This is a genomic window from Streptomyces sp. LZ34 (assembly GCF_053890475.1).
In genome coordinates this window covers 6,596,133-6,617,357 of the sequence record NZ_CM132680.1, presented here as the reverse complement: position 1 = coordinate 6,617,357, position 21,225 = coordinate 6,596,133, and the positions used below count along the sequence as shown (strand labels likewise).

General features: G+C 70.9%; 21 protein-coding genes and 1 tRNA gene. 14 read left to right on the top strand and 8 right to left on the bottom strand.

Annotation, left to right across the window (positions count from 1 at the left end):
* Nucleotides 1-92 precede the first annotated feature (92 nt).
* From ACWY4P_RS27035 to ACWY4P_RS27025, 3 genes are all read left to right on the top strand, one after another.
* Nucleotides 93-449 carry a PRC-barrel domain-containing protein gene (locus ACWY4P_RS27035; RefSeq protein WP_456202925.1) on the top strand — a complete coding sequence of 119 codons (357 nt, stop codon included), beginning with the start codon at nt 93-95 and terminating at the stop codon, nt 447-449.
* 500 nt (nt 450-949) lie between these two features.
* Nucleotides 950-1,246 carry a type II toxin-antitoxin system VapB family antitoxin gene (locus ACWY4P_RS27030; protein WP_003986294.1) on the top strand — a complete coding sequence of 99 codons (297 nt, stop codon included), beginning with the start codon at nt 950-952 and terminating at the stop codon, nt 1,244-1,246.
* 127 nt (nt 1,247-1,373) lie between these two features.
* Nucleotides 1,374-2,048, top strand: a complete 675-nt coding sequence (locus ACWY4P_RS27025; protein WP_456202924.1) for a LytR C-terminal domain-containing protein — start codon at nt 1,374-1,376, stop codon at nt 2,046-2,048.
* A gap of 55 nt (nt 2,049-2,103) precedes the next feature.
* Here ACWY4P_RS27025 and upp read toward each other — a convergent pair whose 3' ends face one another.
* Nucleotides 2,104-2,739, bottom strand: coding sequence for a uracil phosphoribosyltransferase (upp, locus tag ACWY4P_RS27020; RefSeq protein ID WP_456202923.1), 636 nt, complete (start codon nt 2,737-2,739; stop codon nt 2,104-2,106).
* Between the two features lie 324 nt (nt 2,740-3,063).
* Here upp and ACWY4P_RS27015 point away from each other — a divergent pair, with 324 nt between their 5' ends.
* The 3 genes from ACWY4P_RS27015 to ACWY4P_RS27005 all read left to right on the top strand — a co-directional run bounded on the left by ACWY4P_RS27015 (nt 3,064) and on the right by ACWY4P_RS27005 (nt 4,258).
* Nucleotides 3,064-3,582, top strand: coding sequence for a tRNA adenosine deaminase-associated protein (locus ACWY4P_RS27015; protein ID WP_456202922.1), 519 nt, complete (start codon nt 3,064-3,066; stop codon nt 3,580-3,582).
* Between the two features lie 40 nt (nt 3,583-3,622).
* A complete protein-coding gene (gene tadA / locus ACWY4P_RS27010) occupies nt 3,623-4,129 on the top strand; it encodes a tRNA adenosine(34) deaminase TadA (protein WP_456202921.1) in 507 nt (168 codons plus the stop codon).
* Between the two features lie 42 nt (nt 4,130-4,171).
* Nucleotides 4,172-4,258: transfer RNA gene (locus tag ACWY4P_RS27005), tRNA-Ser, on the top strand.
* A 90-nt stretch (nt 4,259-4,348) separates the two neighbouring features.
* Here the strand turns inward: ACWY4P_RS27005 and ACWY4P_RS27000 are convergent.
* The 3 genes from ACWY4P_RS27000 to ACWY4P_RS26990 all read right to left on the bottom strand — a co-directional run bounded on the left by ACWY4P_RS27000 (nt 4,349) and on the right by ACWY4P_RS26990 (nt 8,109).
* The gene (locus ACWY4P_RS27000) at nt 4,349-6,334 is read right to left on the bottom strand and encodes an Ig-like domain repeat protein (protein WP_456202920.1); all 1,986 of its coding nucleotides are present in this window, start codon (nt 6,332-6,334) and stop codon (nt 4,349-4,351) included.
* Between the two features lie 216 nt (nt 6,335-6,550).
* Nucleotides 6,551-6,775 (bottom strand): hypothetical protein, encoded by a 225-nt coding sequence (locus ACWY4P_RS26995; protein WP_456202919.1) that lies wholly within the window; start codon nt 6,773-6,775, stop codon nt 6,551-6,553.
* Nucleotides 6,776-6,882: 107 nt separating this feature from the next.
* Nucleotides 6,883-8,109, bottom strand: a complete 1,227-nt coding sequence (locus ACWY4P_RS26990) for an amidohydrolase family protein (protein WP_456202918.1) — start codon at nt 8,107-8,109, stop codon at nt 6,883-6,885.
* Between the two features lie 465 nt (nt 8,110-8,574).
* On the opposite strand from ACWY4P_RS26990, the gene ACWY4P_RS26985 reads away from it, so the two are divergent.
* The gene (locus tag ACWY4P_RS26985) at nt 8,575-9,507 is read left to right on the top strand and encodes a universal stress protein (protein WP_456202917.1); all 933 of its coding nucleotides are present in this window, start codon (nt 8,575-8,577) and stop codon (nt 9,505-9,507) included.
* Between the two features lie 85 nt (nt 9,508-9,592).
* Here ACWY4P_RS26985 and ACWY4P_RS26980 read toward each other — a convergent pair whose 3' ends face one another.
* A complete protein-coding gene (locus tag ACWY4P_RS26980) occupies nt 9,593-10,618 on the bottom strand; it encodes a 6-phosphofructokinase (protein ID WP_456213072.1) in 1,026 nt (341 codons plus the stop codon).
* 238 nt (nt 10,619-10,856) lie between these two features.
* On the opposite strand from ACWY4P_RS26980, the gene ACWY4P_RS26975 reads away from it, so the two are divergent.
* The 4 genes from ACWY4P_RS26975 (at nt 10,857) to ACWY4P_RS26960 (ending at nt 13,983) form a co-directional block, all read left to right on the top strand.
* Nucleotides 10,857-11,021, top strand: coding sequence for a hypothetical protein (locus tag ACWY4P_RS26975; protein WP_456202916.1), 165 nt, complete (start codon nt 10,857-10,859; stop codon nt 11,019-11,021).
* A gap of 164 nt (nt 11,022-11,185) precedes the next feature.
* Nucleotides 11,186-12,019: an RNA polymerase sigma factor SigF gene (locus tag ACWY4P_RS26970; RefSeq protein ID WP_456202915.1), complete on the top strand. Its 834-nt coding sequence runs from the start codon at nt 11,186-11,188 to the stop codon at nt 12,017-12,019.
* A 188-nt stretch (nt 12,020-12,207) separates the two neighbouring features.
* On the top strand, nt 12,208-13,038 hold the full coding sequence (locus tag ACWY4P_RS26965) for an RNA polymerase sigma factor SigF (RefSeq protein ID WP_014177817.1): 831 nt from the start codon (nt 12,208-12,210) through the stop codon (nt 13,036-13,038).
* 75 nt (nt 13,039-13,113) lie between these two features.
* Nucleotides 13,114-13,983, top strand: a complete 870-nt coding sequence (locus ACWY4P_RS26960) for a hypothetical protein (RefSeq protein WP_456202914.1) — start codon at nt 13,114-13,116, stop codon at nt 13,981-13,983.
* On the opposite strand, the gene ACWY4P_RS26955 is transcribed toward ACWY4P_RS26960, so the two are convergent.
* The gene (locus tag ACWY4P_RS26955) at nt 13,980-14,189 is read right to left on the bottom strand and encodes a hypothetical protein (RefSeq protein WP_385626457.1); all 210 of its coding nucleotides are present in this window, start codon (nt 14,187-14,189) and stop codon (nt 13,980-13,982) included. The two genes, ACWY4P_RS26960 and ACWY4P_RS26955, sit on opposite strands and share 4 nt — an antisense overlap.
* Before the next feature lie 218 nt (nt 14,190-14,407).
* Between ACWY4P_RS26955 and ACWY4P_RS26950 the strand changes: the two genes are divergently transcribed.
* From ACWY4P_RS26950 to ACWY4P_RS26940, 3 genes are all read left to right on the top strand, one after another.
* On the top strand, nt 14,408-14,893 hold the full coding sequence (locus ACWY4P_RS26950; RefSeq protein WP_456202913.1) for a MarR family winged helix-turn-helix transcriptional regulator: 486 nt from the start codon (nt 14,408-14,410) through the stop codon (nt 14,891-14,893).
* An 8-nt stretch (nt 14,894-14,901) separates the two neighbouring features.
* Nucleotides 14,902-17,526: an MFS transporter gene (locus ACWY4P_RS26945; protein ID WP_456202912.1), complete on the top strand. Its 2,625-nt coding sequence runs from the start codon at nt 14,902-14,904 to the stop codon at nt 17,524-17,526.
* Between the two features lie 318 nt (nt 17,527-17,844).
* Nucleotides 17,845-18,702, top strand: a complete 858-nt coding sequence (locus ACWY4P_RS26940; protein ID WP_456202911.1) for a YceI family protein — start codon at nt 17,845-17,847, stop codon at nt 18,700-18,702.
* A gap of 10 nt (nt 18,703-18,712) precedes the next feature.
* On the opposite strand, the gene ACWY4P_RS26935 is transcribed toward ACWY4P_RS26940, so the two are convergent.
* Entirely contained in the window at nt 18,713-19,507 is a 795-nt protein-coding gene (locus tag ACWY4P_RS26935; RefSeq protein WP_456202910.1) for a TetR/AcrR family transcriptional regulator, read from the bottom strand.
* A 74-nt stretch (nt 19,508-19,581) separates the two neighbouring features.
* On the bottom strand, nt 19,582-21,108 hold the full coding sequence (locus ACWY4P_RS26930) for an MFS transporter (RefSeq protein WP_456202909.1): 1,527 nt from the start codon (nt 21,106-21,108) through the stop codon (nt 19,582-19,584).
* Nucleotides 21,109-21,225 lie beyond the last annotated feature (117 nt).

The following is a 21,225-nucleotide window of genomic DNA, read 5'->3' as shown; positions in this document are numbered from 1 at the left end:
CCTCCGTCGGGCGGCGCAACCGCCGGGCGCGTGGAGTGGCCGCCCGCCGAAGGCCGTCGGAGGATGAGAGCAAGCGATGTTTGGAGGGCACGGTGTTCGAGGCCGACGACATCCGGAAGTGGCGCGACCACGACGTGGTGGACAGCGCCAGCCGCAAGATCGGCACATTGGAGTCGATCTATGTGGACACCGCCACCGACCAACCCGCCTTCGCGACCGTCACCGTCGGCATGCCGACCCGGCGGCGACTGGTGTTCGTCCCCCTCGAGGGCGCGACCGTGGGCCCGGGCTATCTGAAGGTCACCTATCCCAAGGACCAGGTGCGCGGCGCCCCGTCCATCGGCACCGACGCCGTGCTGCCCGCCACGGAGGAGGAGGCGGTCTTCAGCCACTACAAGCTGAGCTATCGGCCGGGCACCGGCGGCGAGCGGCGGCTGGCCCGCCCCTGAGCGGGAGAGGGTGCAACGGGCTGCTCTACCTGCTGATCGAGACAGCCCGGGCAGCACAAAACCTGCGAGGTGGGCTCCCTTCGCCGGCATTGTCCGGATCAGGTGCTGGAGGTCGCCTTCCGGTCTCCCCGACCTTCTGGCCTCTCAGCCCGGCCATCTAGGACGCGTCCTCTCCAGAAAACCTCTCCGTTCCGAAGAACCGAAGTCCTTCTTCCTGGAGTACCGACGTTCTCTTTCCTGAACGTGTCTCCGGTCGAGCTCCCTCGCTCGCCCCGCAGGCTGTTAATTACGTTACTCCCGCACCTTCTGCGCGACTAGTCCCGGTCAAACATTTTTTCCCGATTTGCCGACTTTTTCGCTTCTGCCCCCTCGACGCACCCCCCGGAACGGGCCAGAACGGGTCCGGAACGGACTCGGAGCGGACTCGGAGCGGGCGACAGCGGCCCGGCACTCCCGCGCCTTGGCTGCGCCGGGTGCCGCTTGCCCGGTAGGCTTTCCGTGTGATCTTCAAGCGCATCGGAAACGGTCGGCCGTACCCCGACCACGGCCGGGAAAGCACCCGCCAGTGGGCGGATGTCGCCCCACGCCCGGTACGTCTTGACCAACTGGTCACCACGAAGCAGCAACTCGACCTCGAGACGCTGCTCGCGGAGGACTCGACGTTCTATGGGGACCTCTTCGCCCATGTCGTGAAGTGGCAGGGCGACCTGTATCTGGAGGACGGGCTGCACCGCGCCGTGCGCGCCGCGCTCCAGCAGCGCCAGGTGCTGCACGCGCGCGTCCTGGAACTCGGCTGACCGGCCGGCCACACCCCCGCTTGCCGACCGCCGCCACGACGGGCCCGTTGGCCCTTTCGGGTTGGGCTGGGCGGCAACCATTGATCATTTAGTAGGCATCGTCACCGAGCCGCACTACGCTGCGCCTATGAGCATGCTCACCCCTCCCGGCATGGGCGGAAAGTACCGCATCACGGGCAACCGATACCCGCGTATGCGCCGACCCCGAGGCCGCCGTCGGCTCGTGTTCGCCGCGATGGGTACGGTCGTCGCCCTCGGCCTGGTCGGCTGGGGAACGCTCCAGCTCATCGACGTGTTCTCGGGCGGCGGCGACGACAAGACGGTGCGCGCGGCGCGGGGCACGGCGGACTGCAAGCGCGAGCTCGCCAAGGGCCACGACAAGGGCCACGACAAGGCCGCGCGCACGGCCCCGAAGGCCCCGAAGTCGCTGCCGAAGCCCGCCGAGATCACCGTCAACGTCTACAACGCCACTCCGCGCACGGGGCTGGCCAAGGACACCGCCGACGAGCTGCGGAAGCGCGGCTTCAAGATCGGAAAGGTGGGCAACGCGCCCGGCGCGTACGACAAGAAGGTCAAGGCCCCCGGGATGCTGCTCGGCGCCCCGGCGGCCACAGACGGACCCTTCGACGTACTCGCCACGCAGCTCGCGGGCGCCCAGACGAAGAACGACGGGCGCCCGGGCAAGGACGTCGACCTGATCATCGGGAACGGCTTCAAGGACCTGGTCAAGCAGAAGGACGCCGTCAAGGCGCTGGCCGCCCTGGCCGCACCGAAGCCGTCGTCCTCCGCCCCGGCCTGCTGACGCCCCGGCCCGCTGACGTCCCGGCCCGCGCCGGTCAGGCCACTGAGGCCGCCGCTCAGCCGGCCGTCCCGTACATCCGATCCCCGGCGTCGCCGAGCCCGGGGACGATGTACCCGTTCTCGTTCAGCCGCTCGTCGACCGACGCGGTGACCACCGTGACGGGCGCGCCCGCCAGCTCGCGCTCAAGGGTCTCCACACCCTCGGGCGCGGCCAGCAGACACAGGGCGGTGACATCGTCGGCACCCCGCGATATCAGCTCCCCGATCGCCGCGACGAGCGTCCCGCCGGTCGCGAGCATCGGGTCCAGCACATACGCCTGACGGCCCGAGAGGTCCTCGGGCATCCGCGTCGCGTACGTCGACGCCTCCAGCGTCTCCTCGTCGCGGATCATGCCCAGGAAGCCGACCTCGGCGGTCGGCAGCAGCCGCACCATGCCGTCCAGCATCCCCAGGCCCGCCCGCAGGATCGGCACCACCATGGGGCGCGGGTGGGACAGCCGCACCCCGGTCGTCGCCGTCACCGGGGTCTCGATGTCGACCTGCTCGGTGCGCACGTCCCGGGTCGCCTCGTACGCGAGCAGGGTGACCAGCTCGTCGGCGAGCCGCCGGAAGGTGGGGGAATCGGTGCGCGTGTCGCGCAGCGTGGTGAGTTTATGCGCCACCAGCGGGTGGTCGACGACATGAATCCGCATGGCATCGACAGTAACCGAGCACCCTGACACCCACGCCGCCCGGCCGCCCTTCCGGCCCCTTCCGCCCCCTTCCGGCCGCTGCCGACGGTGTGTCGGGCGGCCCGGATGCGCCAGGTGCCCGCACACGCGGACGTTCCGCTGGTGAGGCCCCGCGGCGGGCCCGTACCGGTCCGTTTCGGTCCGCGTGAGTTACATCTCTTTGGACTGGTGCACGACGCAGCGCGGAAGACCTCTCGCGAAGCGATGGTTTCTGCCACGATTCCGATTGGGGCGGGGCACTGTCCCGCCCGCCCCAGCACGCCTATGACCAGTGGGAGAGTCACGGTGTACTTCGCCGCATTGCTCGCGCGCACCGCAGAAGGGTGGGAAGCGAGCGACACAGAGCTCGATGACGTGGAGACCCTGACGGATCTGATCGAACTGGCCCGTGAGGCCTCAGACGACGACACGGTGCTGGCCTTCATCGAACACGAAGACGCGTGGTTCGGCGTCGTCCGCGTGGACGGCGAGGAGGATCCGCACATCTATGTATCGGACGCCGCCGCGGCCGCCCGCAGTTCGTACGGCCAGATGCTCACCGACGAGCTGCTCGGCCGGGGCCCCGACGAGGACCTGGACAGCCTCGTCGACCTGGACGGCACCGAGGACGGCGAACCCGACGCGAACGACGACGAGGACGCCGACCCGGACGCGCCGGTCCCGGCGGGCCCGCTCGGCGACGCCGACATCCTGGCCGACCTCGGCATGGACGAGAAGGAGCTGAAGGCCCTGGACGGGGACGCGCTCGAATCCATCGCCGACATGCTGGGCTGCAGCATGGAGGGGCTGGAGGCGGTGCGCTGACCGCTGCCGGCCCGGCCGCGCCGTCGCCCACACTGGTGCCATGACCGATCCGCTGTCCGGCCTCGTCTCCGGTCCCGCCCCCGACCCCCTCCGCGACCCCTGGCGCGCACCGATGCGCCTCGCGCTGGAGGAGGCGGCGCGGGCACCGGAGACGGGCGACGTGCCGGTCGGCGCCGTCGTACTGGGCCCGGACGGCTCCCCCCTCGGCCACGGCCGCAACGAGCGCGAGGCCCACGGCGACCCCACCGCTCACGCCGAGATCCTCGCGCTCCGCGACGCCGCCCGCCGCCTCGGCGGCTGGCGCCTCACCGGCTGCACGCTCGTGGTCACCCTCGAGCCCTGCACCATGTGCGCGGGCGCGATCGTCCTGTCCCGCCTGGACCGCGTGGTCTACGGCGCCACCGACGACAAGGCCGGCGCCGTCGGCTCCCTCTGGGACGTCGTCCGCGACCGCCGCCTCAACCACCGCCCCGAGGTCGTCCCCGGCGTCCTCACCGACCAGTGCGCCGCCCTCCTCACCTCTTTCTTCCGCACTCCCCGCCCATAACCGATTTCGGAGCACGGCCAACCGTCCGCTAAGCTCTCTCTCGGTAGCGTGTCCGAGCGGCCTAAGGAGCACGCCTCGAAAGCGTGTGAGGGGGCAACTCCTCCGTGGGTTCAAATCCCACCGCTACCGCTGACAGCACCCCTCCGGCCTGGAGACCAGGCCGGAGGGGTGCTTTTGCGTATGGTCCCGGCGCCGGGTGCCTCGGGCGCCGTGCGGTGGCTAGCTGGTGAAGGTGAAGTACTTCCAGGCACCGTGCGTCGTGGAGTTCACGTTGTCCCCGGAGGAACCGTTGACGTACGAGGAGCGGATCCGCGCGCGCACACCGGTGTCGCGGGCGCCGGTCAGTTCAACGGCCGACTTTCCGCCTGCCCCCAGCCGGAAGTAGTCGTAGCCGGTCTCGTACCAGGAACCGGAGGAGTACACCTCCAGCGCGAACCGCTGGGACCGCCCCGGGTAGTAGCTCATGGTGGTGGTGAAGATCGGGTTGGTCCTCTTGTGGAAGTAGTAGTACGTCTTCGATCCGATCTTGCCCGTCTTGTAGTGACGGGAGACCGAGGTGGAGATCTTCACCTTGGCGTACGCCGTGGACTTGACCGTCCTGCCGGCGTAGCGGGCGTCTCCCGCGAACACGGCGGTGACAATGGTGTCGCGGGTCATGTCCACGGTGACGGACAGATTGCCGCTGGAGTTGACGCGGCCCTTCTTGACCAGTTTCTTCGGCTTGTCGGAGCCGTAGGGGTCGGCCCAGATCTCGACCGTGCGGTTCGTGTAAGTGGTGCCGAGGTGGGCGGTGAAGGAGACGTCGGCGCCGTAGGGGTAAACCTTGCCGTTCCGGTTCACGGTCAGGGCGGGCGTGGCCCGGGAGACGCCGACCGAGGCGGAGGCGGAAGTCGCGGTGTGTGTGGCGTCACCGGCGTACGACACCTTGTAGGTGACCTTGCCCCCCGCGGGCGGCGTGTCCGAGAAGGAGAAGGCGCCCCGCGCGCCGAGCTTCTTCGTGCCGAGGGACTTGCCCTGCGGGGATTCCAGGTCGGTCCGGGTGACGGTGAGCGGGGTCCCGGCCGGGAGCGGCAGGGAGGCGGTGAGCTTGCCGGAGACAGTGAGCGGTCTGGCGCGGGTGGCCTGGGCGGGGGCGGTGACCGTCATCGTCGGGGCCGACTTGGTCGGGTCGGTCAGGACCCGGAGCGAGAACACGCCCTCGCTGTTGCTGGACACCGCGAACAGCCGGCCTCCGCCCGGCTCCCACGCCAGACCTCCGTCGGCCAGGGTGTCGGCGCCGCTGCTGGTGCCCGTGTTGGGGAACTCGTACTGCCGGACCGGGGCCGTGGAGCCGGGCGGGAAGACGTGGACATCCGGGTCGTACCAGGAGAAGCTGCCTGCCGCGACCGTGCTGTCGGGTGCCGTGGCGACGGCGTTGGCGTAGTGCGGGGTGGGGTACGAACCCGCCTCCACCAGGTCCGAGGCCTGCCGGACCCAGACGCGGTCGTCCCCGCTGGCCGTGATGAGGCGGCTGCCGTCCGGGGTGAACGCGAGATCCTCGATCCCGCCGTTCCGGTCGTCGACGTGAGCCGTGCGGCTCGCGCTTCCGGTGGCAACGTCGTAGACGCCGAGCGGGGAGGGGGAGGCGTTCGGGGACGCGGCCGCCAGCGTGTTCGGGGCGCCCGGCGCGGCTGCCAGCCTCGGCGCCTCGGCCCAGGTGCTGTCGTCGTCCTGGCCGAGTGCCACCGTCGGCTCACTGCCGGAGAGGTCCAGCGAGCCGATGTTGCCGTGACCGCCGCCGCCGTACCCGAACCAGACCTTGCCACCCGCGAGGGCGACGTACTTCGGATCCGTGCCCTCGCCAGTCGCGTACCGGGCGGCCCGGGTGACCGTCGCTGTCTCGACGGACACGATGGAGTCGTCGCCGGGCACGGCCGCGTACAGCTGCCCCGAGTCGGCGGACAGGGCCAGCCCGTCGACGCCGGTGAGGTCGGTCACGGTCGCCAGGACCCGGCCCGCGTAGTCGGTCGCGACGATCTTCCCGCTGTACGGATCGCTGATGAAGACCTTCTGGTGGACGCCGTCCACCACCACGTCGCCCGCGGACTTCACGGGCAGAACCTTGCTGGAGTCGGCCGCCGCCACCCCCGCCGGACCCACGGCCAGCGCGGCCGAGCCGAGAAGGACCGCAAGCGCTGTCGCGGTCGATAAGCTGCGTCTTCGCATGTCGGGTTTACCCCCCAGGATGAATACCCGCCCGTGGGCTCGGGCGCGGTGAAGGCAGATTAGCCCCCAGGGTCCGCGCAGCTCCGCCGAAAAGCCGTCACGCCCTCACCGGAGCCCGACGACTCGAAGAGGAAGCCGGACGCGCATGGCCTGATTCCTCGCTCTGGCCGTGACATTGCCACGTCGCCCCAACCACCGCGCCCACGCCGGTCTCTCCTACGCGGCGGGCCAGTCGTCGGGGCCGCCGCCGTGCCACTCGATCAGTTGAGGGTCATCGATGGGGGCGCCCTCCGCCATCAGGCCCGCGCGGCGCAGCACCCCCCGCAGTTCGTCGGCGCTGACGACGACCCCGACGTCCTCGCCGTCGATCACTACGCGGCGGCGCCCGTCGAGCGGCTCGTCCACTACCACGCGGGGCCGGTTCCTGGTCTTGTCCTCCATAGGACCAGCCTCGCCATGACCGGCCCCGCCCGCACCTCGGGCCTGTCGGCCGGATGGCCCGGCCGGGCGAGAATCAGCCATGTGGCCCAGCCGCGCCTGATGGGCCGCTAGACCGCTCGGTCCTTGTCGAAGTCGAGGTCGAGCATCCGGATCGCGTTGCCCCGCAGGATCTTGTAGACGGTCTCCGGCGGCAGCCCGGTCACATGCTCGGCCGCGACCCGTTTGGTGTGCGGCCAGGTCGAGTCGACATGCGGGTAGTCCGTCTCGAAGGTCGCGTTGTCCACGCCGACGGTGTCCAGCGAGGCGACGCCGTGCTTGTCGCGGAAGAAGCAGCAGAAGATCTGCCGGTAGTAGTACATGGACGGCGGCTCCGGGATCAGGTCGCGCACCCCGCCCCAGGCCCGGTGTTCCTCCCAGACGTCGTCCGCGCGCTCCAGGGCGTACGGGATCCACCCCATCTGACCCTCGGCGTACGCGAGCTTCAGCCGCGGGAAGCGCACCAGGACGCCGCTGAACAGGAAGTCCATCATCGAGGCCATGGCGTTGTTGAAGCTCAGGGCCGCTTGGACGGCCGGCGGGGCGTCCGGGGAGGCGGCGGGCATCTGGGAGGACGACCCGATGTGCATGCACACGACCGTGCCCGTGGCCTCGCACTCGGCGAAGAACGGGTCCCAGTAGCCGCTGTGGATGCTCGGCAGACCCAGGTACGTGGGGATCTCGCTGAACGTCACGGCGCGCACGCCCCGCGCCGCGTTCCGGCGGATCTCCTGGACCGCCAGCTCCACGTCCCACAGCGGGATCAGGCACAGCGGGATCAGCCGCCCGCCGCTGTCCCCGCACCACTCCTCCACCATCCAGTCGTTGTACGCCCGGACACACGCCAGGCCGACCTCCTTGTCCTCGGCCTCGGCGAAGGTCTGGCCGCAGAAGCGCGGGAAGGTCGGGAAGCACAGCGAGGCCTCGACGTGGTTCATCTCCATGTCCGCGACCCGGGCCTTGGGGTCCCAGCAGCCGCGCCGCATCTGGTCGCGGGTGATGCCTTGGAGGGTCATCTCGTCGCGCGAGAAGCCGACGGCCGCGATGATCCGCTTGTACGGGAACAGAAGCCCCTCGTACTGCCACCAGTCGGTCGGCGGGCCGTCCGGGTCGGTGGTGATCCGGTACTTGCCGCCGACATAGGCAAGCTCGCCGATTCCGGCGGTCAGGGGCTTCGGGCCGCGGTCCCGGTACTTGGCGGGCAGCCAGGTGTCGAAGAGGTGTGCGGGCTCGATCACGTGGTCGTCCACGCTGATGACCATGGGCAGCTCGGTTGCGCCGTTCGTCTCGCCAGTCATGCCGTCCTCTCCCCTGGCGTCCGGCACGCGGACCGGACACCCACTCATCTGACGGTCCGTCAGATGGAGGGTACGGAGTCGGGCCTCAACCAGCAAGAGAAACCGGCGAGGGATGCGGAGCACCCACCGCCGACAGGCCCTCAGGCACGCCCCGGCGCGCCGTGCGCGACGCGTCGGGCCCCGGCACGCCGGATTGCGGCCCATCAGCCCGCGCCCGCCACTTCAGCTCGCGCCCGCCGCCAGCTCCAGCTCGCGCCCGCCGCTTACGGTTCGCCGCAGTAGCGGGCAGAAGGGGCCGGAGCGTCCGGTGCGCTGCGCCGCAGCACGCGCCGCACCGGCCGGTTCACGAACATTCGCCTTATATCTAGACTAAATGAGGCATCAGCCGCCGCGGCCTGCCCGCAGCCCGCGGCGGCAGGAAGGCGCAGGGAGGGCGACAGGAAGGGCGACAGGAAGGAGTCCCCGATGAGCGGCGGCCCTGTAGTGGCCGGAGTCGACGGTTCCGAGTGCAGTCTGGCGGCGGCGGGCCGGGCCGCCCTGGCAGCGCTGGACCGAGCGGCTCCGCTGCTGCTCCTGCACGCCTCCCCACCGCTTCCGCCCCGGATCTCCCCGGTGCCGGGGGCCGACGCCTGGGGATATGTCGGCGAGCAGATGATCCGGCAGGCCGCGGCGGACCTCGCCGACCGCCATCCGGGCCTGGAGGTGACCGGCGAGCATGTCGCGGCCGCCGCGGACGAGGCCCTGCTCACGGCGGCGGGGAGCGCCGGGCTCCTGGTCGTGGGGGCGCGCGGCTGGGGCGGCTTCGACGGGCTGGCGGTGGGGTCCGTGGCGCTGCGGGTGGCGACCGCCGCCGACTGCCCCGTCGTGACGGTCCCCGCGGGGCCCGAGGCCGGGCAGGAGGCAGGCGAGGAAGAGGAGGCAGGCGAGGCAGGGCGAGTGGGCGAGGAAGGGGAGGCAGACGAGGGTGCCGAGGTCGTCGCCGCCCTCGACGCGCACGGCCACCTGGCCGAAACCGCCGAGTTCGCCTTCCGCGCCGCCCTGTCGCACAAGGCCCGGCTGCGCGTGGTGCACGCGTGGGCACTGCCCGCCGCCGCTCCCTCCGCGTGGATGATCGGCGTCCTCGAGGAGGACCGCGGCATGTGGGAGGACCAGGAAGGTCAGGCGGTGTCCGACGCCCTGCGGCCCTGGCGTACGAGATATCCGCAGGTCGAGGTCGTCCCCGATGTCGTTCTGCTCAACCCGGCGCAGGCGCTGGTCAGATCCTCCGCGCGGGCACTGCTGCTGGTCGTCGGCCGCCGGACGGCCGCCCGGGTCGCCGAGCGGCATCTGGGGCCGGTCGCCCACGCCGTACTGCACCACGCCCACTGTCCGGTCGCGGTGGTGCCGCACCCGGCCTGACCCGGCCCGACCCGCTGGTCCAGCCCGGCCCGGGCCCGCGAGCCTCAGCCGAACGTCGGCCGGCATCAGCCGGCATCAGCCCACATCAGCCGAAGAAGACGCCGAACTCCGCGTAGAGGGCCGGGTCCACGCCCTTGGTCCCCACGGTGACCTCGGACAGCGGCACGCGCACGATGTCCGTGCCGCGCAGCGCGACCATCGTGCCGAAGTCCCGCTCGTACACCGCGTCGACCGCGCGCAGCCCGAACCGCGTGGCCAGCCAGCGGTCGAAGGCGCTGGGGGTGCCGCCGCGCTGGATGTGCCCGAGGACCGTGGTACGGGCCTCCTTGCCGGTGCGGTCGGAGATCTCCCGCGCCAGCCACTCCCCAATGCCGGACAGCCGCACATGGCCGAACTCGTCGAGCGAGGAGTCCTTCACCACCATCTGCCCCGCCTTCGGGACCGCGCCCTCGGCCACCACGACGATCGGGGCGTACCGGATCTTGAAGCGGTTCTCCACCCATTCGCAGACCTGGTCCACATCGAACGGCTGCTCGGGGATGAGGATGACATTGGCGCCGCCCGCGATGCCCGAGTGCAGGGCGATCCAGCCCGCGTGCCGGCCCATGACCTCGACGACCAGCGTCCGGGTGTGCGATTCGGCGGTGGTGTGCAGACGGTCGATGGCCTCGGTCGCGATGTTGACCGCGGTGTCGAAGCCGAAGGTGTAGTCGGTGCCGGTGACGTCGTTGTCGATGGTCTTGGGCACGCCGACCACGTCGATCCCCTCGTCCGCCAGCGCCGCGCCGACCCCGAGCGTGTCCTCGCCGCCGATCGCGATGAGCGCGTCCACGCCGTACGCCTCCAGGGTCTCCCGCACCCGGGACACCCCGTCCTCGCTCTTGAGCGGATTGGTCCGGGAGGAGCCGAGAATGGTCCCGCCGCGCGGGAGGATGCCGCGTACGGCGGGGATGTCCAGCGGCACGATCCCGCCCTCCAGGGCGCCGCGCCAGCCGTCCCGCACGCCGACGAACTCCAAGCCGCGCTCCTGTACGCCCTTGCGGACGATCGCGCGGATCGCCGCGTTGAGGCCCGGGCAGTCGCCACCACCGGTCAGCACGCCCACGCGCATCTGATCCCCACGCATCTGAGCCCCCTTCCGACCGCTCGCCCGATCGAGGCCCCCTCTCCAGAATCCACCCTCATGCGCCGCTTTGACCACCGTGCCCCGCGGTGCCCGCGTACGGGTACGGGGAGGGGGCAAGGCGCAGATGGAGACACCAGTTGATTCGTAGGACTGATGAGACCACTGCGCCAAACGTGTGGATAGACTCACGCGACTACACAGGCCGCAGGGGAGGCAGCACGAGATGGCACAGGCGAAGAAAGTCGCGCTCTACATGGTCATCGTCTTCGTGCTGTACACGATCATCAACAGCCCGGCGCGGGCGGCCGACCTCGTCCAGGTGGGGTTCGAGGGGATATCGGACGCCGCCAAGAGCGTCGGCGAGTTCATGACAGAACTGATCAACTGACCGACGGACCCGCCCAGGCCCCGAGTCGACCCCCACCCCTCACCACTCTTCGAACACCCGGCAACCCAGCCACCAACACGTAGTAATGCGGTGCTTGCACACAGTGCACATGTCTTGTGATGCTATGACCGCTTTGCCGGGTGAGTACATCGTGAAGGGGTGGCGTGACCGTGTCAGCCCGTACCGCGCCCAGAACGCCGCCCCAGGGCGACGGCGGCAGCGACAGCGGCAGAAGCCGCGGGGCGGACGCCAGGGCGCTCACCCAGGTGCTGTTCGCCGAGCTCTCCCACCTGACGCCCGGCACCCCCGAACACGCGCGGGTGCGGGACGCGCTGATCGAGGCCAATCTGCCGCTGGTGCGCTACGCGGCGGCCCGGTTCCGCAGCCGCAACGAGCCGATGGAGGACGTGGTCCAGGTCGGCACGATCGGCCTGATCAACGCGATCGACCGGTTCGACCCGGAGCGCGGCGTGCAGTTCCCGACCTTCGCCATGCCGACCGTGGTCGGCGAGATCAAGCGCTACTTCCGCGACAACGTCCGCACCGTCCATGTGCCGCGCCGGCTGCATGAGCTGTGGGTGCAGGTCAACGGCGCGACCGAGGACCTGACGGTGCTGCACGGCCGGTCGCCCACCACCGCCGAGATCGCCGAACGGCTCGGGCTCGGCGAGGACGAGGTGCTGGCCTGCATCGAGGCCGGGCGCTCGTACCACGCGACCTCACTGGAGGCCGCCCAGGAGGGCGACGGGCTGCCGGGGCTGGTCGACCGGCTCGGCTACGAGGATCCGGCACTCGCCGGAGTCGAGCACCGCGATCTGGTGCGGCACCTCCTCGTCCAACTGCCGGAGCGCGAGCAGCGCATCCTTTTGCTCCGTTACTACAGCAATCTGACTCAATCTCAGATCAGCGCCGAGCTCGGCGTCTCACAGATGCATGTCTCCCGGCTGCTGTCCCGCAGCTTCGCCAGGCTCAGGTCCGCAAACCGGATCGAGTCATAACCGGGACGGGGGACCCTTCCCTCACTCCTTCCGGGCAGTAATGTCGACATGGCGCTACAGCGTGTTGCCGACATGTGACATTCTGCAGGAACCGCGTTTGCCGCGGCCCGACCTCCGGTATTCAGGGGGAGGCTGCGTTCGACGCGACGAGCGCAGCTGGGATCCGTCCGCGACCCAAAGGGGGTGGCATGTCCGTAGAACTGGGCAGCTCGAAGGTGCTCACCAACGACGCACCGCACGTGCTCGACAACGGCGACGCCATCGACACCCGCACCCTCTCCCGCTCCCTGTTTCTGCGGCTCGCCGCGCTCGACCGGGACAGCGTGGAGCACACCTACGTACGTGACACCCTCATCGAGCTGAACCTCCCGCTGGTGCGCTACGCGGCGGCCCGCTTCCGCAGCCGCAACGAGCCCATGGAGGACATCGTCCAGGTCGGCACGATCGGCCTGATCAAGGCGATCGACCGGTTCGACTGCGAGCGGGGCGTGGAGTTCCCGACCTTCGCCATGCCGACCGTCGTGGGCGAGATCAAGCGCTTCTTCCGCGACACCAGCTGGTCGGTGCGGGTGCCGCGGCGGCTCCAGGAGCTGCGCCTGGCCCTCACCAAGACCAGCGACGAGCTGTCCCAGAAGCTCGACCGCTCCCCGACGGTCACCGAGCTCGCCACGGCGCTCGGCGTCTCGGAGGAGGACGTGGTCGACGGGCTGGCGGTGGGCAACGCCTACACCGCCTCCTCGCTGGACTCCCCGTCCCCCGAGGACGACGGCGGCGAGGGGTCGCTGGCGGACCGGCTCGGCTACGAGGACAGCGCCCTTGAGGGCGTGGAGTACCGGGAGTCGCTCAAGCCGCTGCTGGCCAAGCTCCCGCCGCGCGAGCGCCAGATCATCATGCTCCGCTTCTTCGCCAATATGACGCAGTCGCAAATCGGCGAAGAGGTCGGGATCTCCCAGATGCATGTCTCACGGCTGCTGACGCGGACTCTGGCGCAGCTGCGGGAAGGGCTCATCGCCGACTGACGCGCCGTCATCGGGCCGGTGCACGGCTGCCGCACGACCCTGTACATCTGACGGGTCGTCAGCCACACTGGCCCGATGCGATACGCGTGGAGCCGGACAACGGGCCGCCGGGGCACGGCGATCGCCTCCTCGGCGGCCGCGCTGTGCCTGGGCGCGCTGCTCAGCGGCTGCGCCGGCGGCGACGACGGATACCTCGCGGCCGACGCGGCCGGGCCGGACGGGCCACGGGCCACGACCGCGCCGCCGAAGGGCGGCGTGGAACTGGTGCCCCTCGATGGCGACGGCACGGGAAAGGACTCCGGCCGGGGCGGGAAGGGGCGCCCCTCCGGGGCCGGGGGTACGAAGACTTCCGGCGCGCCGGACGCCTCGCCGGGGCGGGACGGGACCGCCGCGACCGGGAAGCCCGGGGAATCACCGGGGAAGACGCCGGGGCGAGGAGACGCCGACGACGGCGACCGGACCGGCGGCACCCCTGACGGCACCGGCGGGGGCGGCTCGGGCGGCCCCGGGCCCGCCGGCGGCTCCGGCGGCTCGGGAAGCACGGACGGCGGCTCAGGCGGCCCGGGCGGCGGCTCGGCGCCTCCTCAGTCCACGCCCGACTCGCCCGCCACCCCGAGCGGCCCCGCCGAGGTGACGATCGGCGAGCTGGTGCGCGCGGCGGCCGACGACCGCTGGTGCGAGAAGGTGACCGTCGAGTTCCGCAACACCGGGGGCACCCCCGTGACGTCGGGGAAGATCACCTTCGCGACCCACATCATCGACGCCCTCGGCATCGACTGGGCGACGATCGAGTCGACGCGCGACCTGCCCGCGCCGATCGAGGCGGGCGGGAAGAAGGAGAAGACCTGGGAGGTGTGCGTGGACGACTGGCGGGTACCGCTGGGCATGCACATCGAGACCCAGGACGCCTCGGTCACCTGGAGTCCCTCAGCGGAAACCGATTAGGCCAGGGCCAGCCAGGCAACTCCGGCGACGACGGCGATCGCGACGATCACGCCGACGATCACCCCGATGCGCGGGCCGCCGGAGGAAGAAGGAGCGGCCGCCCGCTGTTGCTGCCGCCCGCCTTCGTCGTCGACGAAGGCCCGGAACATCTGGGTCGAGCCGGCCGGGTCGTAGTTGCCCTCAGGACCTTGGGGGTTGTTCGCCATGGCCCACGACCCTAGCGAATGAGCGCAATCCCGCACACCCCCGGGCCCCGTCGTCCCCAATCGCCCCACCCGCACCGCTGACCGGCGGCTTGACCGCCCCCTGGGTGAGCCTTTGCGGGCAATTTACTCAGCGAAGCCCGATTTAATTTGCCTGCAGCAACTAACCACCTCTATGGTTGCCCTAAGCAACCGATGGTCGGACAGTACTTGGAGTCGCCATGGCCGCACGGAGTCAGTACGAGGAGCTGGCCCGGCAACTCAGCGCCATCGGCACCGTCAAACGAGGGCTGTCGCGTGTCCTCCCCCATGACTGCGCGGCCGGCTCGGCCATCGTCCTGATGGCCCTCAACCGCTACGGCGAAATGCGCATGAGCAAACTGGCCGAGCTGCTCGACATCGACATGTCGGTCACCAGCCGGCATGTCGCGCACGCCGCCGAGCGCGGCTGGATCGACCGGAACCCGGATCCGCAGGACCGGCGATCACGGCTGCTGAGCCTCAACGCCAGCGGCGAGAAGCTGCTCAGCGAGGTGTCCGAGCGCTATACGCAGGCGCTCGCCGCCTGTCTGAGCGACTGGTCCGACGACGACGTCGGCCTTCTCAACGAACTGCTCGCCCGGCTGCGGACGAGCTTCGGTGACACCAGGTCCCGGGCTCCCCAGCTGCTGGACGAGAGCACCACCCGTACACCAACGCAACGATAAGGAACGTCATGGCAACGACCACACCGGACGACGGTGTGCGGGGACCCGCGGGGCACCCCGCCCACGCCAAGCACGGCGGCGGAGGCCACCGCGGTCACCACGGCCACGGCTCCGACTCGGCGGAACCGATGACCCACCGGCAGATCATGGAGGCGCTGTCCGGGCTGCTGCTCGGCATGTTCGTCGCGATCCTCTCCTCGACGATCGTCTCGAACGCCCTCCCGGAGATCATCGCGGACCTCCACGGCAGCCAGTCCTCGTACACCTGGGTGGTCACCGCCGCCCTGCTGTCGATGACCGCCACCACCCCGCTGTGGGGCAAGCTCTCCGACCTGTTCAGCAAGAAGCTCCTGGTCCAGATATCCCTGGTCATCTATGTGGCCGGCTCGGTGGTCGCGGGACTCTCGCAGAACGCCGGCATGCTGATCGCCTGCCGCGTCGTGCAGGGCATCGGGGTGGGCGGCCTGTCGGCCCTCGCCCAGATCGTCATGGCCGCGATGATCTCCCCGCGCGAGCGCGGCCGCTACAGCGGCTACCTCGGCGCGACCTTCGCGGTGGCGACCGTCGGCGGCCCGCTGCTGGGCGGCGTGATCACCGACACCTCCTGGCTCGGCTGGCGCTGGTGCTTCTACGTCGGTGTGCCGTTCGCCGTCATCGCGCTGATCGTGCTCCAGAAGACCCTGAAGCTGCCGGTCGTGAAGCGTGAGGTCAAGGTCGACTGGTCCGGCGCCTTCTTCATCAGCGCCGCGGTCTCGCTGCTGCTGATCTGGGTGACCTTCGCGGGTGACAAGTACGACTGGGTCTCCTGGCAGACCTACGCGATGGTCGGCGGCTCGATCGCCCTCGGGCTGATCTTCCTCCTGGTCGAGAGCAAGGCGAGCGAGCCGATCATCCCGCTGCGGCTGTTCCGCAACAAGACGATCGCCCTGGCGTCGATCGCCTCGCTGTTCGTCGGTATCGCGATGTTCGCCGGGACCGTCTTCTTCAGCCAGTACTTCCAGCTGGCACGGGACAAGACGCCGACCATGTCCGGCGTCCTGACCATCCCGATGATCGGCGGCCTGTTCGTCTCCTCGACCGTCTCGGGCCAGGTCATCACCAAGACCGGCCGCTGGAAGGCCTGGCTGGTCACCGGCGGTGTGCTGCTGACCGCGGGCCTGGGGCTGCTGGGCACCATGCGGTACGACACGCCCTACTGGCACCTGGCCATCTTCATGGCGCTCATGGGCCTGGGCATCGGCATGATGATGCAGAACCTGGTGCTGGCCACCCAGAACCAGGTGGCCCCGCAGGACCTGGGCTCGGCCAGCGCCGTCGTCACCTTCTTCCGCTCCCTGGGCGGTGCGGTCGGCGTCTCGGCGCTCGGCGCGGTGCTCGGCAACCGCGTCACCGACTACATCAAGGACGGCCTGACCGAGCTCGGCCCCAAGGGCAAGGCACTGGCCCAGGGCGGCGCCGGCGGCGGCGGGATCCCCGACCCGGACAAGCTCCCGGAGCCGCTGCGCACCATCATGGAGAGCGCGTACGGCCACGGCATCGCGGACGTCTTCCTGTACGCCTCGGGGGCCGCGCTGCTGGCCTTCTTCGTCACGCTGTTCATCAAGGAGGTCCCGCTGAAGACCCGGTCGGGTGCCCAGGCCTCTTCCGCCACCGAGGCACCCGCGGCCGGCCAGGCCGCGGACCAGGACCTGGCCACGAGCGCCACAAGCCCCGCGACCGCCATCGAGCAGCTCGAGCCCGCGCTCGTGGGCGCGCCGGCCGCCGACTCGTCCGACATCTCGTCGGAGTACGCTCTGGCGGACGCTGCCGCCACGCAGCGGCTCGCCGCGTACGCCTCCGCCGGAGACGGCGGCGCCGACCACCGTCCCCGGCAGGGCGTGCACGGTTTTGTACGGAACGCCGAGCGCAGCGCGGTCCCGCGCGCCGCGGTCACGCTGATCTCGCTGAACGGGCGGCAGCTGGGCCGTTCGGTGGCGCACGTGGACGGCTCGTACGCCCTGGACGCGCCGGGCTCCGGCACCTACGTCCTGATCGCGGCCGCCGACGGCCACCAGCCGCAGGCGTCCACCGTGATGGTCGGCGACGAGCCGCTCGCGTTCGACGTCGTGCTGACGGCGACCAGCGGCCTGGCGGGCACCGTGCGCGGCGCCGCCGACGGGCAGCCGGTCGAGGCGGCGATGGTCGTGATCACCGACGTCCGCGGCGAGGTGCTGGCCACCGGGAAGACCGGTGCGCAGGGCGACTTCAGCTTCGAGGAGCTGGTCCCCGGGACCTTCACGGTCGCGGTGAACGGCGCCGGCTTCCGGCCCGCCGCGCTGCCCGTCGAGGTCGGCGCCCAGGGCCTGACCCGGGTCGAGATCGCGCTACAGGCCGGTGCGCGGGTGCAGGGCGTGGTGCGGGCCGGGGCCGACCGGCGGCCGCTGCCGGACGCGCGGGTCACGCTGGTGGACGCGGCCGGGAACGTGGTCGCCACCGCGACGACCGGGGAGGACGGGGCGTACGCCTTCACCGACCTGGACGCGGGCGACTACACGGTCATCGCGAGCGGCTACCCGCCGGTCGCGGGCGCGCTGGCGGTCCAGGGGCAGGGAGTCGACGGACACGACGTCGAACTCGCCCATCCCCTCGACTGAGGAACCTGACAGCCTGACGGCCCTGACGGGCCTGACGGACCGGAAGGACCCCCGGAGCCGGGGCGCACAGAGCGGAGACGCGCCCCGGCCCCGGCCGGGACGGCGCCGGAGCGCCGGGCCCGGAACCCGGATCCCGGCGGCGGTGTATAGCAGGTGGAGAACGAGCCTGCCAGGCAGGGGACGGCCTGACGCCGCCGCCCGGGTCCGGCCCACGACGACAGACGCACAGCCACAGACACACAAGTCACAGACACACAAGCCACAGACGTACACAGAGCCCCGACAGAAACGGGAGCGGGAGCGGGAGCGAGAGGCGGCATGACGACCACTGCAGCAGGAACAGGCGGGAGCGCGGGCGGAGGGCTGCGTGCCCTGATCCGTACGCGCGACGGCTGGGCGGTGCAGCACGCCGTGCTGACCGTGACGGACATGACGGGCGCTCAGGTGCTGCGCGCCCAGGCCGACGAGGACGGCGCGGTGCGCACCCACGAGCCGCTGGCGCCCGGGCCGTACACGGTCATCGCCACCGCCGTGGGCTATGCCCCCGCCGCCTCGACCGCGATCGTCACGGCCTCGGGGCGCGCCGAGGTCGGCACGGTGGTGCTGGCGCGGCAGGGCGGGGTGGAGCTGCCGCCGCCCGGCGCGTGGACGATCGACCCGGCACACTCGACGGTGGGGGCCGTCGCGCAGCACCTGGGCATCTCCAGCGTGCACGGCCGGTTCGCGGAGTTCAGCGGGCGCATCGAGATAGCGGAGGACATCGAGAAGTCCGGCGTCGAGGCGGTCATCCAGGCCGCGAGCATCGACACGGGAAACGGCATGCGGGACGGCCATCTGAAGTCGGCCGACTTCCTGGACGTGGAGCGCTTCCCGGTCCTGACGTACCAGAGCACGGGGCTGACCCCGGCCGGCGCGGACCGCTGGACGGTGCACGGCAAGCTGTCCCTGCACGGCGTGATACGGGAGGTGGACCTGGACCTGACGTATCTGGGGACGGGCCCCGACCCGTGGGGCGGGGTGCGGGCCGCCTTCCGCGCCACGGCGCAGCTGCGGCGCGAGGAGTTCGCGATGAACTACAACCAGGTGGTCGCGGCGGGTATCGCCGCCATCGGCACGACGCTGCGGGTCGAACTCGACATACAAGCGGTTCAGGGCACGGAGCTGCCGGGCGCCTGAGGCTTCACCCTCAGCGCTCGCCGTCTCGGTCGCGGAGGGCCTCGATGCCGGCGATCGCACAGTCCAGGGCGAAGGTGAAGTCCCGCTCGCGCATCTCCTGGACGGTGTCGCCGCCTCGGGCCTCCATGAGCGCCCGCGACTCGTCGAACTCCGGGCGGTCCTCGACGGTGGCCATGACCTCGGCGAAGTACTCGTCCTGGCTGATGCCCGCCGCCCGGCAGCGCTCGGCAACGCGGCCTTCGATGGTGCCGAAGCCGTAGACGAACTGGAAGACGAGAGCCAGCGCGCCCGGCACCTGGGCCGCGGGCAGGCCACTGTCGCGCAGCACCCGCTGTACGGCGCTGGCGAAGGCCATGGCGTTCGGCCCGATGTTCATGTACTCCCCCACCAGCGAGGGCAGCCAGGAGTGAGCGGTCAGCAGCCTGCGGTATTCGGAAGCGATCTGGCGCAGCTGATCGCGCCAGTCCCGCGCTTCGGGCTGCCAGTGCTCATAGCCCTCGATGGGGCCCAGGCTCCCCGCGGGGAGCGACATCTCGCCCATCGCCGCGTCGAGGGCGAGTTCGAGAAGCTGGTCCTTGGTCTCGACGTACCAGTAGACCGACATCGCGGTGACCCCCAGCTCGGCCGCCAGCCGACGCATCGAGAACCCGGCGAGCCCCTCGGCGTCCAGCAGCCGGACCGTGGCCGCGACGATCTTCACATGGTCGAGCCCGGCCGGCTGCTGCTCGGTCTTGCGCTTCGGGGCCTTGCGTTCGGAGAGCCAGATGCTGGTCCGCGGACGGATGACACGGCTGCCTGTTGCCATGGCGAGCTCTCTTTCTTCCTTGCGCCGGGGCCGCACGGCTGGGGACGCGCGGCCGATGGCGTCTTACCCCGATGCTATGCCGCGGATGTCTCCTGTGAAGATCGTTCGGCCCGGCTCAGCAGCACCGCCGCCAGCACGCCGCCCGCCAGCACGGCCACCGAGCCGACCAGCTGGCTGGTCTCCACACCGGAGGAGAAGGCGTCCGCGACGGCGGCCCGATCCCCGTCGGTGCGCGCCGCGGCGTACGCGGCCGGCAGCGAGCCGGCCCCGGCGGCGGCCGCGGGCAGCAGCGCGGCGAACCGGGAGTTGAGGACCGCGCCCAGGACGGCCACGCCCAGACCGTTGCCGAACTCGGTGAGCGTGCCGTTGACGCCCGCGCCCACCCCCGCCTTCTCCGGCGGGATCGCCGACATGATGGCCGTCGCCATCGCGGGCATGGCGACCGCGATGCCCGCCCCCATCACGACCAGTCCGAGGAACATCCCGCCGTAGCCGTCGGCGCCGAGCGTCGCGATGAGGGCCAGCCCCAGCGCCAGCAGCCCCATGCCGCAGAGGATCACGGCTGGGGTGCCGAACCTGGGCAGCAGCCGGGCGCCGACCCCGGAGAGGTTCAGCGCGACGATGACCAGCGCGAGCGGCGCGGTGCGCAGGCCCGCGTCCAACGCGTCGTAGCCGAGCACGAATTGCAGATGCTGGGTGAGCAGGAAGAGCGAGCCCCCCATGCCGAAGGCGACGAGAATGCCGCCCGCGACGGCGCCCACGAAGCGGCGGTCGCGGAAGAAGTGCATGTCCAGCATCGGATAGGGGATCCGGCGCTCCCACAGCGCGAAGCCGGTCAGCACCACCACGCCCACGAAGGCCGGCAGCAGCACCCGCTGGGACGTCCAGCCGTGCTCGGGCCCGGAGATGATCGCGAAGACGACGCCGGTCATGCCGATCGTGGACAGCAGCGCGCCGAGCAGGTCGGGCCGGTCGCCCGTCGGGTTCTTCGACTCCGGCACCAGCCAGGCGACGGCGGCGAGGCCGAGCAGCGCCACCGGGAGGTTGATCAGAAAGATCGAGCCCCACCAGAAGTGCTCGAGCAGCGAGCCGCCGATCAGCGGGCCCGCGGCGAACCCGAGCGAGCTGACCGCGCCCCACAGGCCGATGGCCTTGGCTCGCTCGCCCTCGTCGAAGACCTGCACGATCACGGCGAGGGTGGTGGTCATCAGCAGCGCCCCGCCGATCCCCATGCCCGCGCGGGCGGCGATCAGCTGGCCCGGCCCCTGCGCCAGCGAGGCGGCCAGCGAGCCGATGCCGAACAGGGTGAGCCCCGCGATGAGCATCTTCTTCCGGCCGTAGCGGTCGGCGGCGTTGCCCGCGGTGAGCAGCAGACCGGACTGGACGAGCGAATAGGCGTTGATCATCCACTGGACGTCGGCCGTGGAGGCGTCCATCTCCTCGGTGAGGGAGGGGATCGCGACGTTGAGGATGGTGTTGTCGAGCAGCACGGTGAGCTGGGCGAGGGAGATGACGCCGAGGATCAGCCAACGCTGGGGGTGCCCGCCGGTTCGCCGGCCGGGCGGGGTTTGGGACATGGGGTCGGCGGTCTGCGCCGTCATGGACTCTCCTTGCACGCTTATACGGTGTACGGGGCCGGGGCGGCGTCGTACACCGTACAGTCCTTCCCTTACGGCGTACAGGAGATTTCCGGAGGGGGAGCGCCCACGGGCCGGTGA

What these genes read in the sequence shown, in the direction of transcription:
- ACWY4P_RS26960 (WP_456202914.1), top strand. Translation starts at nt 13,114, where the DNA reads ATGCGATACGCGTGGAGCCGGACAACGGGCCGCCGGGGCACGGCGATC.
- upp (WP_456202923.1), bottom strand. Translation starts at nt 2,739, where the DNA reads ATGCGGATTCATGTCGTCGACCACCCGCTGGTGGCGCATAAACTCACC.
- ACWY4P_RS26935 (WP_456202910.1), bottom strand. Translation starts at nt 19,507, where the DNA reads ATGGCAACAGGCAGCCGTGTCATCCGTCCGCGGACCAGCATCTGGCTC.
- ACWY4P_RS26965 (WP_014177817.1), top strand. Translation starts at nt 12,208, where the DNA reads ATGTCCGTAGAACTGGGCAGCTCGAAGGTGCTCACCAACGACGCACCG.
- ACWY4P_RS27025 (WP_456202924.1), top strand. Translation starts at nt 1,374, where the DNA reads ATGAGCATGCTCACCCCTCCCGGCATGGGCGGAAAGTACCGCATCACG.
- ACWY4P_RS26980 (WP_456213072.1), bottom strand. Translation starts at nt 10,618, where the DNA reads ATGCGCGTGGGCGTGCTGACCGGTGGTGGCGACTGCCCGGGCCTCAAC.
- ACWY4P_RS26950 (WP_456202913.1), top strand. Translation starts at nt 14,408, where the DNA reads ATGGCCGCACGGAGTCAGTACGAGGAGCTGGCCCGGCAACTCAGCGCC.
- ACWY4P_RS27000 (WP_456202920.1), bottom strand. Translation starts at nt 6,334, where the DNA reads ATGCGAAGACGCAGCTTATCGACCGCGACAGCGCTTGCGGTCCTTCTC.
- ACWY4P_RS26985 (WP_456202917.1), top strand. Translation starts at nt 8,575, where the DNA reads ATGAGCGGCGGCCCTGTAGTGGCCGGAGTCGACGGTTCCGAGTGCAGT.
- ACWY4P_RS26940 (WP_456202911.1), top strand. Translation starts at nt 17,845, where the DNA reads ATGACGACCACTGCAGCAGGAACAGGCGGGAGCGCGGGCGGAGGGCTG.
- ACWY4P_RS26955 (WP_385626457.1), bottom strand. Translation starts at nt 14,189, where the DNA reads ATGGCGAACAACCCCCAAGGTCCTGAGGGCAACTACGACCCGGCCGGC.
- ACWY4P_RS26945 (WP_456202912.1), top strand. Translation starts at nt 14,902, where the DNA reads ATGGCAACGACCACACCGGACGACGGTGTGCGGGGACCCGCGGGGCAC.
- ACWY4P_RS26930 (WP_456202909.1), bottom strand. Translation starts at nt 21,108, where the DNA reads ATGACGGCGCAGACCGCCGACCCCATGTCCCAAACCCCGCCCGGCCGG.
- ACWY4P_RS26995 (WP_456202919.1), bottom strand. Translation starts at nt 6,775, where the DNA reads ATGGAGGACAAGACCAGGAACCGGCCCCGCGTGGTAGTGGACGAGCCG.
- tadA (WP_456202921.1), top strand. Translation starts at nt 3,623, where the DNA reads ATGACCGATCCGCTGTCCGGCCTCGTCTCCGGTCCCGCCCCCGACCCC.
- ACWY4P_RS26990 (WP_456202918.1), bottom strand. Translation starts at nt 8,109, where the DNA reads ATGACTGGCGAGACGAACGGCGCAACCGAGCTGCCCATGGTCATCAGC.
- ACWY4P_RS26975 (WP_456202916.1), top strand. Translation starts at nt 10,857, where the DNA reads ATGGCACAGGCGAAGAAAGTCGCGCTCTACATGGTCATCGTCTTCGTG.